17 protein-coding genes and 1 riboswitch are annotated in these 19,402 nt (G+C 42.3%); of the genes, 7 read left to right on the top strand and 10 right to left on the bottom strand.

Annotated elements, in window-relative coordinates:
• The first annotated feature begins 1 nt into the window (after position 1).
• Together DS742_RS20910 and DS742_RS20905 are read left to right on the top strand one after the other, a co-directional pair.
• Positions 2–1,078, top strand: a complete 1,077-nt coding sequence (locus DS742_RS20910; protein WP_117418903.1) for an aldose epimerase family protein — start codon at positions 2–4, stop codon at positions 1,076–1,078.
• Positions 1,075–2,694 (top strand): PTS transporter subunit EIIC, encoded by a 1,620-nt coding sequence (locus DS742_RS20905; RefSeq protein WP_117418902.1) that lies wholly within the window; start codon positions 1,075–1,077, stop codon positions 2,692–2,694. Before DS742_RS20910 ends, DS742_RS20905 begins: the two co-directional genes overlap by 4 nt.
• Before the next feature lie 88 nt (positions 2,695–2,782).
• Here the strand turns inward: DS742_RS20905 and DS742_RS20900 are convergent, their stop codons facing one another.
• From DS742_RS20900 to DS742_RS20870, 7 genes are all read right to left on the bottom strand, one after another.
• A complete protein-coding gene (locus DS742_RS20900) occupies positions 2,783–4,279 on the bottom strand; it encodes a TrkH family potassium uptake protein (RefSeq protein WP_117418901.1) in 1,497 nt (498 codons plus the stop codon).
• A 4-nt stretch (positions 4,280–4,283) separates the two neighbouring features.
• Entirely contained in the window at positions 4,284–4,949 is a 666-nt protein-coding gene (locus DS742_RS20895) for a potassium channel family protein (protein ID WP_117418900.1), read from the bottom strand.
• Positions 4,946–5,416, bottom strand: coding sequence for a potassium channel family protein (locus DS742_RS20890; RefSeq protein WP_117418899.1), 471 nt, complete (start codon positions 5,414–5,416; stop codon positions 4,946–4,948). Before DS742_RS20890 ends, DS742_RS20895 begins: the two co-directional genes overlap by 4 nt.
• 2 nt (positions 5,417–5,418) lie before the next feature.
• The gene (locus tag DS742_RS20885; protein WP_117418898.1) at positions 5,419–5,772 is read right to left on the bottom strand and encodes a hypothetical protein; all 354 of its coding nucleotides are present in this window, start codon (positions 5,770–5,772) and stop codon (positions 5,419–5,421) included.
• A gap of 159 nt (positions 5,773–5,931) precedes the next feature.
• Positions 5,932–6,630, bottom strand: coding sequence for a response regulator (locus DS742_RS20880; RefSeq protein WP_117418897.1), 699 nt, complete (start codon positions 6,628–6,630; stop codon positions 5,932–5,934).
• Positions 6,614–8,146 (bottom strand): DUF4118 domain-containing protein, encoded by a 1,533-nt coding sequence (locus DS742_RS20875; protein ID WP_242996660.1) that lies wholly within the window; start codon positions 8,144–8,146, stop codon positions 6,614–6,616. The genes DS742_RS20880 and DS742_RS20875 overlap by 17 nt, the downstream gene beginning before the upstream one ends.
• A gap of 17 nt (positions 8,147–8,163) precedes the next feature.
• Complete coding sequence (locus DS742_RS20870) at positions 8,164–8,577, bottom strand: GNAT family N-acetyltransferase (RefSeq protein ID WP_117418896.1); 414 nt, start codon at positions 8,575–8,577, stop codon at positions 8,164–8,166.
• Between the two features lie 189 nt (positions 8,578–8,766).
• Positions 8,767–8,840, top strand: a riboswitch (Fluoride riboswitch).
• A gap of 54 nt (positions 8,841–8,894) precedes the next feature.
• Here DS742_RS20870 and DS742_RS20865 point away from each other — a divergent pair.
• Together DS742_RS20865 and DS742_RS20860 are read left to right on the top strand one after the other, a co-directional pair.
• Positions 8,895–10,109 (top strand): chloride channel protein, encoded by a 1,215-nt coding sequence (locus tag DS742_RS20865; protein WP_117418895.1) that lies wholly within the window; start codon positions 8,895–8,897, stop codon positions 10,107–10,109.
• 61 nt (positions 10,110–10,170) lie between these two features.
• The gene (locus tag DS742_RS20860) at positions 10,171–10,755 is read left to right on the top strand and encodes a P-loop nucleotide/nucleoside kinase family protein (protein WP_117418894.1); all 585 of its coding nucleotides are present in this window, start codon (positions 10,171–10,173) and stop codon (positions 10,753–10,755) included.
• 73 nt (positions 10,756–10,828) lie between these two features.
• Here the strand turns inward: DS742_RS20860 and DS742_RS20855 are convergent, their stop codons facing one another.
• Complete coding sequence (locus DS742_RS20855; RefSeq protein ID WP_117418893.1) at positions 10,829–11,488, bottom strand: O-methyltransferase; 660 nt, start codon at positions 11,486–11,488, stop codon at positions 10,829–10,831.
• Between the two features lie 296 nt (positions 11,489–11,784).
• Between DS742_RS20855 and DS742_RS20850 the strand changes: the two genes are divergently transcribed.
• On the top strand, positions 11,785–12,495 hold the full coding sequence (locus tag DS742_RS20850; protein WP_117418892.1) for a 4Fe-4S binding protein: 711 nt from the start codon (positions 11,785–11,787) through the stop codon (positions 12,493–12,495).
• 78 nt (positions 12,496–12,573) lie between these two features.
• Here the strand turns inward: DS742_RS20850 and DS742_RS20845 are convergent, their stop codons facing one another.
• Entirely contained in the window at positions 12,574–16,293 is a 3,720-nt protein-coding gene (locus DS742_RS20845) for an MFS transporter (RefSeq protein ID WP_117418891.1), read from the bottom strand.
• 80 nt (positions 16,294–16,373) lie between these two features.
• A complete protein-coding gene (locus tag DS742_RS20840; protein WP_117418890.1) occupies positions 16,374–16,949 on the bottom strand; it encodes a TetR/AcrR family transcriptional regulator in 576 nt (191 codons plus the stop codon).
• 429 nt (positions 16,950–17,378) lie between these two features.
• Between DS742_RS20840 and DS742_RS20835 the strand changes: the two genes are divergently transcribed.
• Both DS742_RS20835 and DS742_RS20830 read left to right on the top strand, forming a co-directional pair.
• A complete protein-coding gene (locus tag DS742_RS20835; RefSeq protein WP_117418889.1) occupies positions 17,379–18,371 on the top strand; it encodes a SagB/ThcOx family dehydrogenase in 993 nt (330 codons plus the stop codon).
• Positions 18,372–19,400 (top strand): 3-deoxy-7-phosphoheptulonate synthase, encoded by a 1,029-nt coding sequence (locus DS742_RS20830; RefSeq protein WP_117418888.1) that lies wholly within the window; start codon positions 18,372–18,374, stop codon positions 19,398–19,400. It begins immediately after the preceding gene.
• Positions 19,401–19,402 lie beyond the last annotated feature (2 nt).

Here is a 19,402-nt window from a genome sequence, read left to right as displayed (position 1 = left end):
AATGAGCGTAGCCAGGGAACGATTCGGGTTCATGAAGGATGGGAGGGAGGCATTTCTTTTTACAATACGTAATTCCAGGGGAACGGCTGTAAGTATCACTAATTTTGGGGCGGTTTTAGTGTCACTGCTGGTAAAGAAAGGGGATGGAAGTTTTCAGGATGTTGTGCTGGGATATGACTCTTTAGAAGAGTATTTTCAGAATTATCCGATGTTTGGTGCAACGGTAGGAAGAAATGCCAACCGGATATCCAATGCTTTATTTGTTCTGGATGATAAGGTTTATCATCTGGCAAAAAACAGAGGGTGTCATAATATTCACAGCGATAAGGAGAATGGATTTCATAAAGTGCTGTGGGATTATGAAATTACGGGGAATAATTCTTTAAAATTAAGCTATCGAAGCACAGATGGGGAACAGGGATTTCCAGGAACGATTGATGTGGCGGTTACTTATCACCTGACAGAGGGAGATGGAGTGATTATTTCATACCATGCAGTCAGCGATAAAAGGACGCTGCTTAATATGACAAACCACAGTTATTTTAACTTAAAGGGTCATGGAGCGGGGAGTATAATGGATACGGAATTCATGATTCTGGCAGATGCGTATACGCCCGTCGATAAGGATATCATACCAACAGGAGAAATCTGTCGGGTACAGGGAACTCCCATGGATTTTAACAGTCCGCAAAGGCTGGACCGGGTGATAAAGGCGGAGTATGGGCAGTTAAAGCTGGCAGGAGGCTTTGATCATAATTTTGTTATAGGAAATCCCCATTCAGGTGTGAGAAAAATGGCTGAGGCAGTAAACCGCACCGCGGGGGTACGGATGGAGGTATACTCCGATCTGCCTGGTATGCAGTTTTATACGGGGAATTCTTTAAAAGATGTTTCGGGAAAAGAGGGAGCGGTTTATTCAAAATGGAGCGGTTTTTGTATGGAACCACAGTATTTTCCCAACAGTATCAACACAAAGGGATTTGAGGTCCCGATCCTTAATAAGGGTGAAGAATATAAATCAACCACAATCTATCAGTTTTCATCATTTGGGGAATCGTTTGAGGAGGATTACATATGAATAAGGGGAAAGACAGTAAAGCGTTTGCAGTAGTACAAAAAGTGGGAAGATCCTTTTTTCTTCCTGTATCGATCCTGCCTATTGCGGGAGTATTGCTGGGATTAGGGGCATCCTTTACAAATCCAAAGACAATAGATGCGTACCAGTTACAGTCCATCCTGGGACAAGGCACGATATTACACGGACTTTTAGTAATTATGTCACAGGTGGGCAGTACGATTTTTGGTAATTTACCAATTATTTTTGCCATGGCAGTCGCACTTGGTATGGCGAAAAATGAAAAAGCAGTTGCAGTTCTTTCGGCAGGAATCTCGTTTTTTGTGATGAACACTACCATAAATGCCATGTTAAAGCTCACAGGACAAATCCTGTCTGACGGAAGCTATGGGGAGCATGTATTAAATGGAGCACTCACAAATATGTGTGGAATTGATACTCTCCAGACAGGTGTATTCGGAGGTATCGTAGTTGGTCTTGTTACATCTTATCTGCATAACCGCTTTTATAAACAGAAATTACCGGCTGCCCTGTCTTTTTTTGCAGGAATACGCTTTGTGCCCATTGTATGTGTGGTTGCACATATTGGAGTTGGTCTGATTCTGTTTAATATCTGGCCCATAATTCAGCAGGGAATCTTTGCTGTCGGAAATGTGGTAATGAAATCAGGTTATTTCGGAACCTTTATTTTTGGATTTATGGAGAGGGCATTAATTCCGTTTGGTCTTCATCATGTATTCTATATTCCGTTCTGGCAGACAGGACTGGGAGGAACTGCGGTAATCGACGGTGTAACGGTTGCTGGAGCACAGAATATCTTTTTCGCAGAGCTGGCATCTCCGTCGGTTACCCGTTTCAGCGTCAGTGCCTGCCGGTTCATGACAGGTAAATATGATTTTATGATGGCAGGTCTTCCGGCGGCTGCACTGGCAATGTACCATTGCGCCAGACCGGAAAACCGCAAAGTAGTGGGCGGACTGCTTGCATCAGCGGCGCTTACCACATTTTTAACGGGTATTACAGAGCCTATTGAATTTACATTTTTGTTTATAGCACCTGCCCTGTTTGCCATTCATTGTGTATTTGCAGGATTGTCGTTTGTTATCATGCACGTATTAAACATCTGTATCGGAACCACGTTTTCCTGTGGATTAATTGACTTCATCCTGTATGGTGTACTGCAGGGGCAGGCTAAGACCAACTGGCTTATGATTCTCCCTGTATTTGCCGGTTACGGTGCTTTGTATTATTTTGTATTTAAGTTTTTCATTTTGAAATTCAATCTGCCAACACCCGGACGTGAAGAGATGGAAGGGGAGATTAAGCTTTATTCAAAAAAGGATTTTCAAAACAAGTTAAAGTCTGAAAACAATGAGAAATCCAAGATGATTCTTGAGGGACTGGGCGGGTTAAAGAATGTGATCGATATTGACTGCTGCGCCACCAGGCTGCGCCTCACAGTTGCAGATGCAGACCTGATTAACGAAGATATTTTAAAGAAAACCGGTTCCAGGGGTGTTATAAAAAAAGGAAATGGAGTTCAGGTAATTTATGGCCCCCAGGTATCAATTATTAAAAGTGATCTGGAAGAATATGTGGAGAGTATAGGAAATCTTTAAACGCAGTGATCGTGTATTCCGGTACAATTCTATATCTTTACGAACTCAAAGAGCCGCAGGTGCGAATACCTGCGGCTCTGGCTATTTGTTATTTTACTGTTCTGTTTATCAGCTTTTTCGGTTTTTCCAGTGTCTGTTTCATCAAAGAGCCAGCGGAATAAACACCGATCAATACAATGAAGATTTCCAGCCTTCCAAGTATCATTCCAAGCATTTCCACCACCAGCGTTGCATTGCCGGTAGCAGGAGAGGTAATGCCGATGGACAGTCCTACAGTGCCGAGGGCAGATGCAAATTCAAACATGGCTTCAGTCAGGGAACAATCTGCAGTTACTGTGATCAGCAAAGTGCCTGTAATATACAGAAAGAGATAAGAGGTTACAAAGCCGGTCGTGTCTGCTGCCAGTGTGGAATCAATCTCTGTTTTTCCCTGTGCTCTGAAAAAATAGATTGTTTCTACATTTCTTGGTGAAGAAAGGCGTTTGCGTATATTCTGCAGGGCAGTACGGATCATTAAGTAAACACGGGTCAGTTTGATGCCGCCGGCCGTCGATCCGATGCCGCCGCCGATTAACATGGTTAAGATCAGCATACTGACTGCAAGTGGAGGCCAGGAGGTATAACTCATACTGGAATAGCCTGTTGTTGAAAGCGCAGATGTAACATCAAACAAAGCCCGGCGGAGTCCTTCAAAAATACCCATATTCATTCCGCTTATGAGGGAAAATGCCGTAACAGGAACCGTTATGAGCAGTACAAGGAACATAAAGCGGACTTCACTGACTTTAAATACCTGCTTCCATTTTCTCTTTGTTAATAACAGCAGTACAGCGAAGTTTGTCGTGCCTATTAACATTTGAATAATTGTGATGATCTCAATGGGGAAGCTGTTATATTCCCCTATGCTGTTCAGCTTGGTTGAAAATCCACCGGTAGATAAGGAACACATCGTATGATTGACTGCGTCAAACAGACTCATACCGGCAATGACGTAAGCCGCTGTTCCTATTACTAAAAAACCATTATACATCAGACAAATCGTCTGGGCTGTCTTTTTTAAGTTGGGCAGGAGTTTATCCGGATGCCCCTCGGCGTTGTACAGATTCATGGATTGTTTATCCTGCACAAGCATTACCATCATCATTACGAACCCCAGACCTCCGCAAAATTGCATAAAGCTGCGGTGAAACAGATAGATATGGGGAGTAATGGTCACATCCATGACGGAGAGGCCGGTTGTTGTCCAGCCGCTGACTGCCTCAAAAAGTGCCTGAACAAAAGTGAGCTGCCTGCCCAGTACGAATGGACCTGCACCGATAAAAACACCCCATCCCCATGCAAACAGGACTGTAAGGCTGCTGCGCTGCATGGAAGAACGCCATTCAAACGTGGATTCCTCCTTTTTTTTCATCAGGCAGATGATACTTCCAAGTACGATTGAGCCTAGTGATGGAAGTAAAAATGGAACAATATAAACTGCGTCCTGAGGATAAAATGGAACTATCACCAGAGGGACAGCAACAAGAATACCGATCAGCAGCATGAGTTTTCCTATGTTGCTGCGATTATAAAATTTACGGGTCATGTCATCACCTTCCTGTCAATTCCTGAATGGCGGCCATTTCCTGTTTATCAGAGGAGATCAGTACAAGCATATCCCCGGACAGAATCCGTGTGTCGCCTCTGGGCACCATGGTCGTATCACCGCGGAGGATACAGCCTACAATTACTTCCTTTGGAAGATCAATTTCCCACAGCTTTTTTCCCACAGCAGGTGAGGTATCTGGAATAGGAACCTCTGCAATGTTGACGCGGCCTTCCCCAATGGGAATCAGTGTTGTTATTTTATCTACAAAAGCCTGTTGTTCAATAATGCCGGTAATTGCAGTAATGGCACAGACAACACTGTCGATTCCCATCTTGTAAAAAAAGTCGGTTTTTTTCGGATCAGTTAAAAGTGCGACTGTCTTTTTTACCTGGAACTTTTTCTTGCATAATTCACAGATAACCAGATTATCCTCGTCTTTTGCAGTCATTGCAATGGCGATATCCGCATCGCCCGCATTGGCATCTTCTAAAACAAAGGGCCGTGTTCCATCACCATGAATGACGGTAAGCCTGTCGATTTCAGACAGCTTCACACAGTCTTCCAATGTATCATTTATTACGGTTACCTGGTAACCTTTATTTATTAACGAAGCTGCAAGAGACTTTGCCTTGCTTCTTCCGCCAACCAGCAACACCTTTGTTTTCATGATTCTGCCTCCTGTAATGATTCTTTGTGAATGTCCGGTCTGGATAATATTTTATCGATTTCCTTTACGGATAAGACAGCCGGGCATATGGTATCGATGCCAAATTCACGATAAACGTACTCCCTTTCCGGATCATATAACCTTGCGATCACCCGTTCAATGTGGAATAGTTCGCGGGCAATCTGAGCTACCAGTATGTTCGCATTATCATTATTAGTAACAGCGATCACTGCAGTTGCAGTGCTTATCTGTGCTTCCTGCAAAACATCCAAGTCTGTGGCATCGCCGTTTAAGGTAAGTCCGCCAAACGCTGGGGACAGTTTTCGAAAAGCATCCTTGTTTTTGTCGATAATCAGCACATCTTCACCGCTGTCGGAAAGTGTATTTGCCAGGTTAGCGCCTAATCTGCCGCATCCAATTATAATTGTGTAGTTTTCATTTTTGGGTTTGTTTATTTGAATTTTCATATTCAATTCCTCCTGATGACATGATCATTGTCATCTGTTATACAATCATTTTCATTATAAGCACACCTGCCATTTGAGAAAAATGTGCCGTAGCATTCCAGATTCCGCCGTGCAGGCAGATATGTGGGATCAAGTGCCCAGGCTGCACGAAAGTGCTTCATGGCGGCGGGGTGGTCCCCCGTTTTTTCAAGCAGTATTCCAATCAGATTATGGGGCTCCGGCGCATGAGGGTATTTTCCTATAGCCTGGCAGATCATGCTTTCACACGTTTGATAGTCCTGCATACTGATCAGATCCCGTATCGTTTCGCAGAGTGCAGTAAGATTTTCTTTGCTTTCATTTAATTCTGTATTCATTGATCTGAACCTCCCTTGCAGATTTCTTACACATTTATCCTAGCAAAAAAGCTGTGAGCATGGCGTGAGAGACCAGTTATTCCTGTGAGGATGCTGTGAGGATGAAAAAAGACCACTTCGGGAGTACCAAAGCAGTCTTTTCTGAAGAATGGAGTTGTGTTATACATCTGAAAGCCGGTATCCTACACCGATTTCAGTCAGGATATAGCGTGGTTTAGCAGGGTTCTTTTCGATTTTCCGCCTTAGCCCTGCCATGAGTTTTCTAAGAGCCTGGGTGTCGGATCCGTACCCTGCCCCGTATATTTCTTTGATAATATACTTTGTAGTCAGCACTTTTCCTATATTTCTGAAAAACAAGGAAAGCAGGCTGTATTCAAGCGGAGTGGTGTGCAGCTCGCTGTCCTCAAGATATACCAGACGTTTGTCTAAATCAATTCTAAGCCCGCCTACGGCTAAATTGGTCTGGGACCGGACCCCACCCGCTTTATGCAGGTGGCGGAGCGCAACCCTGATACGGGCCATGAGTTCCATGGATGAAAATGGTTTCGTCAGATAATCGTCCGCTCCGTTGTCCAGCGCAGATGCTTTTTCCTTATCCTGATCCCGGGCAGAAACTACGATAATAGGCATTTCCGACCACTCGCGGACCTTTTTAATTACTTCCATTCCATCAAAATCAGGAAGACCAAGATCAAGAAGCATAAGATCAATTTGTTCTGTAACAAGTGTTGACAGTGCACCCTGTGCCGTTCCGGCAGTTATATAAGAAAAACCTTCCTGTTTCAGTGAATAGGAGATAAAATTGCGAATCTGTGAATCATCTTCTACAATCAGGATCTGTTCATTTCGGTTCTGCATGATTGTGTCCCTCCTTTGGCAAGATAAATATAAATTCAGCACCCGCTCGGCCAGCACGGTTATGACCCTCTATGGTGCCTTCATGAGCTTTGATAATCGCCTCACATATGGGCAGTCCAAGACCCACACTTCTTTGTGAATCCGCTTTTCCGGAGTGAGTGGTATAAAACATCTGGAAGATATTCGGCAGGTCTGATGCCGCTATGCCGCACCCGGAATCAGCGACTGAGAATACAGCGAAATTGTTTTCCAGACTGACCGTAATTTTAATCTCTCCGGTGGGAGGAGTATGCTTAATGGCATTATCAAGTAAATTAATCAGCACCTGCTGGATCAATTTAGCGTCCATGGGAACAAGAAGAACCTCTTCCGGAACATCTACCGTAATTTCGTATTCCGGATAACGCTTTAGGATATGGCTGACAGCACCGCCAACGACTTCTTCTGCCGCTTCAAGCTGCTTTGTAATAGTGAGCCGTCCATCCTGCAGCCGGGTCAGACTTAAAATGTTTTCAACCAGAGAATGCAGCCAGTCTGCATCTTTATGGATGCCTTCTGCAAGGTTATATCTTGGATCCTGTGGTTCAGTCATGTCCATAAGTATCTCCGATGTACCCATAATACCGGAAAGCGGCGTGCGCAGATCATGAGAAATAGCCCGCAGGAGATTACTGCGGTATCGTTCCTGGATGGTTTCCTCTCTTGATTCCTGCTGCTGCCTGGCACTTCGAAAGCGATCCATGGCAAGTGCTGTGCTTTCAATCATAGAACGAAGCAGACGTTTTTGGGGTTCCCCCATGGAAACGGCATTTTCTTTCGGTATTCTCAGGAGGCCAAGTATTGATTCTCTGCCATAAATTGGCCAGTCGTAAAATTCACAGTCTATGGCATAACCGCTCCTGAGCCCCTCTATTCGGTGCTTCAGTTCAGTTGTATCGTCCACTTTTCTTCGAACCTGCTTAGTGCTGCTTAACTGCTGGATAAAGCTCTGCTCCGGCTGACCGCTTTCGTCAAAGCACAAACAGGCAGCACGGCAATTCATAATACCGCTGATGGTTTCTGTGGTGATACCTGCAATATCGGATATATCAGCGGCATCCGTTAATCGGTTGGTAAGATGAAACAGTGCACTTGTTTCCGCTTCTTTTTCCTGTGCCTCCACAGCGTTCTGCTTTACTTTCGAAGTAAGAGTGCTTGTGATAATTGCTGTGATTGTCATAATTCCAAAAGTAATGAAATATGTAGGATCGCTGACAGAAAGAGTATAGTAGGGGTCTGTAAAAAAATAGTTAAAGGTGCAGGTAGCAGCGACGGCTGCCACTATTCCGTAAGTATATCCCCTTGTAAAGAGGGCGGTTATTAAGATAGAAAGAAGATAAACAATAACAATGTTTGTTTCAGGAAAGCCAATCATTAAAAAGATCCAGCCGATACCAGTAGCAGCGGCTATGATTACCGTTGTTATTAATATATATCTTATTATTTCTTTAAAATCCTTATTTTTAAGGGATTTCACGACTTCTGCCTCCGCATTTATAGAGTTTTTGTAAAGTAATAACGCTTTCCTGTTACCGGATAGTTTTCTAATGTGAAGACTTCCCTGTATCCATGTTTTTTATAAAATAAAGGAGCCTGAAAACTGAAAGTATCTAAAAATGAATACTTACAGCCCCGTTCTTTTGCAGTTTTTTCTGCCTGCCTTAAAAGTTTACTCCCGATTTGCTGCCCCCGTAATTCTTTGCTCACCCAAAGGTACTTTACAGATAACCAGTTTCCATGGGTGCTGCCGATTAGTCCTGCAATCTTTCTGCCTGTTTCATCCTGAAGAAAGATACCCAGATCCCTGGGGTTTTTGTCTTCGATTCTCTCTAGATTATATTCCAGCAAGCCTTCAAAGATATATTTTTCATCCGTTTCATGAATGGTGTCTGTTATTTCAAAGTTCATTAATTTTACTCTCCTTTATGCTTAAGCAGTTCATTTTTTTCTTTATCAGAGCATATCACATTTAGAAACAGGATTCTACCGTTTTTATTCAGTTATTTACTGGAGTTATTTGATATTTTCAAGAATAAGAAAAGTGATGGGGAGAATCAACTTGACAAGGTCTTAAAAAGAAAGTAAACTTAGTACTATTATTGTACTGGGAATGAGGCTCTCCCCGGATCTTGATATCCAAACCGCACTTTGCTGATGGCTTCTGTATATTTATGTTGAATATACGGAAGTGATCAGTTATTTTTTTACTAAGGAGTATATTTAAAATGATTTTAAGTAAGTTTAAAAGTTTAAGGCAGCTTTTAATTTTAGGCATTTGCGCAGTTGTAATCGGAGCTGTAACAGGAGCACTTGACGCGGGATTTGGTGAAATATTAATTTATTTAACCGAAGTCCGGGAACGTTTTTTTCTCCCCCTCATATTATTTTTGCCGGCAGCAGGAGTTGTAATAGCTAAATCATATTCCATGGTTGGGGGAAAATGTGTAAAAGGGATGGGGCTCATCTTTTCAGTCGGTCATGGGGAGGAAGATGTAATTCCGCTGCGATTGATACCTTTAACGGTAATCGGGACATGGATGACCCATCTCTTTGGCGGCAGTGCCGGACGTGAAGGGGTTGCAGTACAGATTGGGGCAACATTTTCCCATTGGGTAGGGCGAAAAATGAACATGGTATCTGATTCAAAAATATTTCTGGTAACAGGAATGGCAGCCGGATTTTCCGGATTATTTCAGACACCTATAGCCGCGTGCTTCTTTGCACTTGAAGTTTTAATTGCAGGTTCTTTACAGTATACGGCTTTATTTCCGGCGATTATCGCAGCCTTTGTGGCCAATGCGGTTTCCAGAGGATTGGGATTGGAGAAATTTCATTATGATCTTCAGTTACAAATACAGATGAATCCTGTATTTATAATAAAAATGATTTTGTTAGGGATTATTTTTGGTTTAGTGGGTGCAATGTTTGCACACGGTTTAAAACTGGTAAAGGAAAGATTGAATAAAGTATTTGAGAGTCCCATTAGAAAAATAGCCATAGTAGGAACCATTCTTGTAATTTTATTTATTGTGTCAGGAATGGGGCGTTATTCCGGCCTGGGAACAAATTTGATTTCTGCAGGATTTCATGGCAGTAAGATTTATCAGTGGGATTGGATTTTGAAATTTATTTTAACGATAATTACATTGGCGGCAGGTTATCAGGGTGGAGAAGTTACCCCTCTGTTTGCCATCGGATCAAGTCTGGGAGCTGCTATCGCCGTACTGATTGGTCTGCCTGTTGAATTTGCTGCCGCATTGGGATACACGGCAGTTTTCGGCAGTGCTACCAATACTCTTTTAGCTCCGGTTTTTATAGGAGCAGAGGTTTTTGGATATTCTTATGTGCCGTATTTTTTCATGGTATGCTGTGTCGCTTATGTATTTAATGATAACAAGTCGATTTATGCTGCACAGAAGAATTTGCAGGATATGCTGTAATCTGATAGGATTAGAGATATGACACCATTAATATAAATTTAAGGATGGAAGAGAGGTAAATATGAAACGACTGATTTTGGTAACATCTCCTCCCGCAAGCGGAAAAACATATATTTCCAAACAGCTTGCCAGGAATCTTAAGCATGTTGTTTATCTTGATAAGGATACACTGATTGTTTTATCCAAGCAGATATTTGTGGTTGCAGGTCAGGAATACAACAGAAGTTCTGATTTTTTTGAATCAAATATCCGGGATTATGAGTATTCGGCAATTGTAGATCTTGCCATGGAAGCGTTGGAGTACGATGATATTGTGCTGATTAATGCTCCATTTACAAGAGAAATCCGAGATACCCGGTATATGAATGATTTGCGGGAGAAGCTGATCAAAAAAAATGCAAAGCTTACCATAATATGGGTTCAGACGGATGTGGAGGTATGCAGGCAGAGAATGATTGAACGAAACAGTGACAGGGACCGGTGGAAGCTGGATAATTGGGAAGAATATATATCTGGTGTTAATTTTGACATACCGGAAGAATTAGACGATCCAGGCTGTAACGATGATCTGCTGATTTTTAAAAATTCATCAGATGCTGAATTTCAGTCATCAATGAGAGAAATATTAGATATTATTGAAAGCTAGCAAAACAGGCTGACTCCATAAAAATGAAGTCAGCCTGTTTTACGGTTGTTTGATAGTTACTAAAAGTATCAGATTATTTTTTTACTGCAACAATCATTCCATCTCCAATTGGCAGCAGGGTGCTGCTCAATTCTTGAGAATTGGCCACAAGGTGGTTGAACTCACCTACTGGTTCCACCTGATCGTACCACTTTGGATCTAAGTCCATTACAGGAAATAAGGCATCATCGGCGGCGAAAACACCGCCGGGTTTTAAAATCCGGATACAATCCTTAAGCAGGATGGGGTAAAGCTGTTTATCCACATCCTGAAAAATAAAATCAAAAGAGGCGTCTGAAAAGCCAGGGACTATCTGGCATGCATCGCCCTCCAGGATTTGTATGGTACTGTCAACGCCTGAGCGGACAAAATTAATTTTCGCCTGCGCGGCAGCGGTGGGATCAAATTCAATTGTTGTGATAGTTCCGCCATACTCTCTGGCAATCAGTGCCATGGAGATTGCCGAAAATCCGATGCTGGTACCAATTTCAAGGATATTCTTTGGCTTTTTCATCTGCAATATTAATTGCAGAAAGCGGGCCGTGTCGTCATCCACAACTGGCACAAAATCTTTCCAACCGGTTTTGCTTACAAATTCTTTTTTTCGCAGAGAAGCTGTTACACTGTACAGATCTTCGATGTAAGTCTGATATCTTTCCAATGTGTCAGTCTCCAAATCCAATTCTTTTCTCATAGCTTTTATCTCCTTTTTATTTATATTCCTGCCTGAAGGAGAACGCAAAAAACACACCCTCCAACCAGGCAGGTTGGACAGTGCGTTGGCTTACGTGAACGCTTACGAGATTTATGTACTGATAGTATAAATCAATTCAAGATTTAAATCAACCATCAAATAATAAAAATAAGACAGAAAAATCTTGTATTGACATATATATCATAATGTTATATCATAAAAATATATTCGATCAATTTTACGAACTGCCATAGAAGTAAAGGCAGGAAAATAATTAAAAAAGGGAGTATATTATAATGAGACAACGAGTTCGCAAGGGTTTATTAATTTATTCTGCGTTGATGTTTCCAATGACATTTTTTCTTTTATCACCTTTTGTAATTGTTCTATCTGCCTCACAAGGTGTTTTAAATGGAAGCGCGATGATTTTTGGGCTGCTTCTGATGTTTTCAGTCATTGGAAGCCGGCTTTTCTGCGGCTGGCTTTGTCCTGGAGGTACTGTTCAGGATTATATTTCCGTAGCAAACAACCGCCACTGGAACAGCAAGTTTAAAAATCTGGCCAAGTATATCATCTGGCTGATGTGGTTTTCTTTCATCGTTTTTCTTTGGATACATAATTGGCCGATAAAAGCAAATTTCCTGTATTTTATGGACATTAATATACAGTATCTTATCATTTATGGAATTGTGATGTCTATCATATATTTGTTCACGTTAATGACCGGCAGACGCGGAATGTGCCATAGTCTTTGTTGGATGGCTCCGTTTATGGTAATTGGCGAGACAATTGCAGACTTTCTTCATATACCAAGATTCAGGCTGAAGGCGAAACCTGACGCTTGTGTCTCCTGTGGCAAATGCAGCAGAATCTGTCCTATGGGGTTAAATATAGCTGAGATGGTTAAATCTGGAAGAGTAGATAATACGGAATGTATTAACTGTCTGGAATGCGTGGATGGCTGTCCGAAGAAAGCAATTGGATTTGGAATATGTCAGAAACAGTAATATGTATGAGCAAATGGTGAAACTGCAGGGGATAAACGGAAAGGCAGGCTCCTTTTTTCAACTGAGCCTGTCTTAAAATTACTTTAATATAATTACCTTGCCGGAACTGCCGTCAACGAACACCTCATCTCCATCCTCTAACAGATCGGTGGCATTTCCAATTCCAAGCACTGCAGGGATGTTATATTCTCTGGCCACAATTGCACTATGGGACAGAGGGCCGCCTGTATCCGATATAACCGCCGAAGCAAGAACAAACAGGGGGGTCCAGGAGGGATCTGTATAGCGGCAGAGCAATATATCACCGGGCTGCATTTTATCAAATTCCTGCTGAGTCAGTATTTTCCGTACCCGGCCCCGGCATCGTCCGCCGTTTCCGGAAACACCGGTCAGGGTATTCTGATTACTTGTTTTTGTGCCGATTGAAAACCCGGACCAAAGCACTTCGTTTTTCTGCCGGTTGAATTTTCTCACAGAAATCAATTCTTTCAGGTCCGTCATGTTGCCCGGTAATTCATAGACCTCGTTTAGGGTGAGATACCGGATATCGTCCGCCTGTTCAAACAGCTGGGGAAAACGGTTCGCCAGTTCAAATGCTGCCCTGCGGGCAAGACCGTAGCACATTTCTATCAGATAAAGGCTCTCTTCCCGGTTTACATGATATGCCCGTATCTCTTCAATTTTCGTTTTTAACCGGTCAGCTTTCTTTTTATCAAACTGTTTTGTAATCTTTGTCATAATGTTTTGAAACTTATCGGATGCTTCCTCGTTTCTTCCGGAGTTTTGCAGAACTTTCAGCATTGAAAACAGGGAATCCAGATTCTCAAACCATGAAACGGAGCCGAAAGCACAGTAGCTGCTGTTTGATTTCCAGCCGAATTCATTTAAGAAATTTTCCAGCTTCGACTTAAAATCAGGCTGATTAGACACAAATTCCGATATGGCACGAGGATTGGCTCTGTCCAGCGCCACAAATAACTGCTCCAGTTCAGGGCTGCTGTGGATGTAACCGGATAGTTTTTTTAACTCGATGTTTAAATTCCAGGTTTTATAGGAAAGATTACTCAGCAAATCATATTCGTTCATATTTTTATCAATTTTTTTCAAATCATGATGAATCAGTTTTGAGACAGCCACAGACGGAAAGATATTGTATCGGAATCGTGTGTAAGCAAGCTCCTCAGACAGTTCCATGAGTTCCATGATCTGCCGGATCAATGCTTTGGCAGGTAATGAAGTAAGGGCAGTTTTCTCTATGGTGTCCAATTTCCTCCTTATATTATGAAAAGAATCCTTTGTCCTGGCTGAATTGATGGAAAAATCGGTAAAACGGCTCAGAAGGAAAGGGATTTTAATTATCTTAGGTGAGATATGTATTTTTCCGGCAGACAGTGCAAGCAATCCGTTATCAGCCATGGTCAGTTCGCTGTCCACAAAGATGCCCAGCTCATGAAACACTTTGTTTTTTGCTTCATCCACTAACAGGCATGGTGCCACATCAAGGGGATAGAGCGGGGTGGGGCAGTGTTCGATCCAGTTATTTAATACCGCTCTCTGGGATTTTGTAAGCTGGATATCGCTGCTGCTTTTTCCATTTAAGGTGGTGATTGGCCGTGCCTGCAGTAAATACAGCCTGTTTTCAGAGATGGCCCATTCCAGATCCTGGGGGCAATGAAAGTGCTGTTCTGTTTTTCTGCCCAGTTCAAATATTTCTATTGCCTGTTTCTCGGTTAAACTAAATTCACTTCTTAGCTGTGAGGAGGTTTCTTTCTCTTCGGTTCCGTCTGCGCTGTAGCAGACCAGGAGCTTTTTATCGCCTAACCGTTTTTCAACTATCTGCCGGTGGTCTCTGTCGTATAAAAAGATATCAGGAGTTACTTTCCCTGAAACAATGGATTCGCCCAGACCCCATGAGGCATTGAGCATCATCCTGCTTTTATTTTTACTAACAGGGTCCACGGTAAAAAGGACACCGGATATTTCGCTGTTTACCATACACTGGACTACGACGGATAACGAGATCTTTATGGTGTCGAAGTTCGTCTGCTTTCGATAGGCGGACGCCCGTGTTGAGAACAGGGATGCGAAACATTTTTTGACGGACAGATAAAGCTGATTAAGTCCCTGTATGTTGAGATAAGTTTCCTGCTGCCCGGCAAAACTTGCTTCCGGCAGGTCTTCGGCAGTGGCAGAGGAACGTACCGCAACCTTTGAATCCGGGCCAAGTGCATGATAATATTCTGCGATTTCATCCTCCAGTTCCTTCCAGAGCTGTCCTTTAGCAATTTCCTCACTGGTGAGGCTGGTTCCTGATGCGGAAGAATCGAACCCATTCCGTCTCATGTAATCATCAAAGGCATGGCTGGTAATGCAGAAACCATCGGGAACCGGAAATCCGGCATTAAACAGTTCTCCCAGATTTGCACCTTTTCCGCCTGCGGCAGAGATGTCTTCCTTTCTTATTTCACTGAATTTCATAACATATTTCATAGATAAAGCCTCCTCTTTTTTTAGCGTCTTGCCGGGGTTATATTTGAATGCCAGAAGAATGGATGCAGTACCTGACAGGGCAATTATAGTGATTCCTCCAATAAAGTAATTTTCAGGAAAATGAAGTGAAAATTGAAATAATATGGCTCCCAGACTGCCTCCTAAGTTGCGTATGAGATGAGCCATGCTGTTGACTCCAGCAGCGTGGTGAACAGTCCTGGTTGCAGCATAGCCTAAAAGTGCAGACATCAGGATTCCGGAACCCAGTCCAAGTGCCGTAAGGGCAATTCCAATGAATGATTTCATCAAAAGGCTTCCGGTAAGGCAGGTGATCCAGCCGGCGGCTATCATTTCCCTCTCTTTCTGTTTAACCACTCCGCCAAGAACACTGCCAATTCCCATGGATAATACAAATACAGTTAAAAGAGTACCCGACTGGTTTGACGCCATGCCTAGGGTAAACTGCATAATGCCGGGGAGATAAGCCAGACAGATGTTGTAGAATGCCCCCATCAGAAAAATCTGCAGGCAGAGATTGCGCAGCAGGCAGTCACATAAAAATTCCTTTGGAAGTATGGCGTTATCTTTTTTAATGTCTTTTAATACCACAAGAAAAAGAAGTGCCATGCCTGCAAGCAGCAGAAAATATTGGCTTCTGTAAGCAAACTCGATGCCTAAGGTAAGAAGCAGAATTGCTGCAATCATCAGCAGATGACGCTGCAGCTTTAAGGGTGCGTTAGAAGGGGGAGTTACCTTGTTGGAAATGTTTCTGAATACAAGGAAAAAGCTTATGATTTCAATGGGAAGCAGAAAAACGAAAATAGTCTGCCAGGATGCCAGTTCCGGGAGATATCCGCCTGCCAGACTGCCAAGGCCATTGGTGATAATCTGTACAACTGCAAAAGCTGCAAATACAGAAGAATAGCTGCTTTTTTCAAACTGGTCTCCGATTATGCCATAAGTTGCAGGCACTACGATACCTGCACCGATTCCCATAATAATTCTTGCAGCGATAAGCTGCAGCATGGAACCGCTGAAGGGAGCAGTAAGGGTGCCGATGCCGAAAAGCAAAGATCCGGCTATGAAATTATTCTTATTACCAAATCGTTCGCATAGACTGCTGGATAACAGGATTACTGCGGACGATGCCAGAATATAGCTGACATGCACCCATGAATAATAGGCAGTGGATTGAAATTGTCTGCTGATTGCAGGCAGTGCACTGCTGAAGTATGTCTGCATGACAGTTGACGCACCCATGCAGAGAAGTAATCCCGTAAGTATGGTGATCTTTTTTGATTGGTTCAAAGCACATACACCCCCTTTTTTGGATTATAGCACCGTTCTGTGAAAATATCAAATAATATTCACAGCTTTAATAAAAAATATCAAATAAGCTCCAGAATTAATTTTTGAATTTTTTCATACCAGAAAGAAAAGCCATCGCCAATCATTTCCTTCTGCATGCATAAAGCAGCCAGTGCGGCAACTGCAGAAGCGATTTCTTCATCGGAAGCTGACAGGGAAAACCCCTTGCCTGCCCAGATATTTTTAAGCTTTCGGATAAAGTCCAAATTATCCTGTGATGCAGATGCATCATTATTCCAGACCAGTGATTCTAAAAGACCGCCGTATTCACTGGCATAAAATTTGTTTGTAGAGGTTTTTTCCAGAAACACATTTGCCAGATCGGAAAAAAATCCCTGGGGTGTCTGGTTTTCCTCATCAATGATTGTCAGAATTTTCTGCCGTATTCTGTTTTTTTCATCCCGCAGGATTTCTTCGTAAAGAGCTTCTTTGTCTTTGTAGAAGGTATAAAAGCCTCCCATGGAAATACCGGCTTTTTTGGTTATCTCCTGAATTTTGCAGTTTTTAAACCCTTCCTCCATAAACAGGAGCGAAGCGATTTCTTTTACTTTATTTTTTAATTCTTCCCGCTCTTCATCTGAATAAGGTCGTCCCAAGATGACTGCCCCCTTTCCTTGTTTGTATTTCTATATTAACTTGCCGCCATAAATTCGTCAATATCAGAGTTACTCTAATTATTTACATAAACATTTTAACCGTTTGTCGAAGAAAATGAAGGAGAAATAACCGGAAAAAGAGAAAAAAATGAAAAAAGCAGTCGAAATAATATCAAAATAGTCGAAAAAGAAATGGTTTTGCGCTAAAAAAATGAAGTAATTTGGAAAAGAAGATTGACAAAATAAAAACAATGGGTTAATACATGTAGTATAAATAAGCTAAGATCTGTATATTTATAAAAAAACTTTGGAAAATCCAACATTTATTCAGTTAAAACCTGTTGTATTTTTAATTTTTAAGTGAAAAACTACAATGACAAGTTTGCTTCGACTAACTGAAAATGAGGATAGAGAGAAAGGGGCGGGAATATGAATGAGATGTACTATTGGTCTCCTGGAGTACAGTTTTGTGTAAAGGATGAAGAACTTTACGTGGAACGGTTTCGATACGGAAGGCAGGCGGCACAGTTTTTTCCGGAGTTTTATTATTTGACCCAGTTTGGAGCAAGGACAGAAGATCTGGAAAAGCGGTTTGAGACAGAGAATAGAAGTCTGCTTAAGAATTTAATACAGGATTTTATGAAAAAGAAAATTCTGGTCTGTTCCGTGATTACACCAAAGGAACTGTTTCACAGTCAGACAAGGCTGTTTCAAAATGATTATCCGGAAACGATTAAATTTGTTAAAGAGGAACTGGAGGAGTTTAAGCTGGAGCAGTCCGGGCGCCAGCTTGTGAAGGAAGGGCTGACTTATATTTTAAAGGATTCCGATTACTGCAATGATATAATCTGCCGTGAAACAGTCAGGAGATTTTCAAAAAAAGCCATATCGTTCCATTCTTTTTCAAGAATATTAGGGTCTATGCAAAACAGGGAGGACAGAAGAAGTACCAGATATTACCCCAGTGCAGGGGGGTTGTTTCCGGTTGATGTCTATGTGTTTGTAAAATCCGGCAGAGTGGAGGGGGTGGAACAGGGATTGTATTATTATAACCCTGTAATAAATGGAATTACGCTTGTGGACGAGGGAGATAACATCACGATTAAGTCCCAGTTTATCACCAATCAGGAGATTTTTGCCGGTTCAGCCTTTACCATATATTTTTTGTACAATGCCAGATGCAGTATGCCCAAATACAGCGGAATGGGATACTATTACGGAATTTTGGATTGTGGGATTATGACAGGTCTTATTACCCGGGTCAGCGTAGAGGAAGGGATCGGGACCTGCTCCATTGGAGATATGTTATATGGAAAAATAGAATCCTGCTTTCATTTAAACAAAGACCAGATATTTCTGCATTCCATGGAATGCGGCTACAAGGATGAAACTGAGAGTGAGCAGTCAAAGGAGAATGAATAGATGAGTTTTAAACCCTTACATGATATGCCGTCTCCGGAACAGTTAAGAGAGGAATATCCGGTTTCCTCCCGGCTGGCAGCCAGAAAACTGGAAAGAGACAGGGAACTTGCTGCAGTGATTCAGAATCAGACGAATAAGTTCCTGGTTATTGTAGGACCCTGCTCTGCAAGCAGCGAGGATGCGGTCTGTGATTACGTCAGCCGCTTATCAAAAGTTAACAGGAAGTTAAATAAAAAGCTTTTTATAATTCCGCGGATCTATACGGCAAAACCAAGAACCAACGGTAACGGCTATAAGGGAATTCTTCATTACCCGGTTGGAAAGGGGCATTCCGATCTTGTGAAAGGGTTAAGGGCAGCCAGAAATCTTCATTTAAGGGTTGTGGAGGAATCAGGTCTGACGACGGCTGATGAACTTCTATATCCGGAAGCTTATGCTTATTTTCAGGATATTATAAGCTATCTGGCAATAGGAGCCCGTTCCGTGGAAGATCAGCAGCACCGCTTTGTATCCAGCGGAGTGGACTGCCCTGTTGGTATGAAAAATCCCACAAATGGCAATCCGGATACGTTATTCTATTCCATTTTTGCAGCTCAGCATGGACATAAATTTATATATAGAGACAGAGAGGTGAAAAGTTCAGGAAATCCTCTTGCCCATGCCATTATCAGAGGGTACGAAAATCTTAAGGGAGAATATGTACCTAATTACCAATACGAGCAGCTGCTGAAAATAGGAGAGAGATATCGAAAACAGAGGCTTAAAAATCCCTTTATCATCTGTGATGTAAACCATGCGAATTCAGGTAAGGATTACTCCAGGGAACCAATGATTATTTATGATGTACTGGAAAGCCGGAGTAAATCGGAGGAGATCCGGATGATGGTGAGGGGGGTAATGATAGAAAGCTTTATTGAAGCAGGCAGACAGGAGATTTCCGGAAATGTGTATGGAAAGTCGGTTACCGATGGATGCCTTGGGTGGAATGAGACAGAGGAACTGCTGCATTACATAGCCGAACACGTATGAGA

It is taken from the genome of Lacrimispora amygdalina (assembly GCF_003432035.1).
Lineage (GTDB): Bacteria > Bacillota > Clostridia > Lachnospirales > Lachnospiraceae > Lacrimispora > Lacrimispora amygdalina.
Note: the sequence above shows the minus strand (reverse complement) of the source record. Positions and strands in the feature narration are given on the sequence as shown.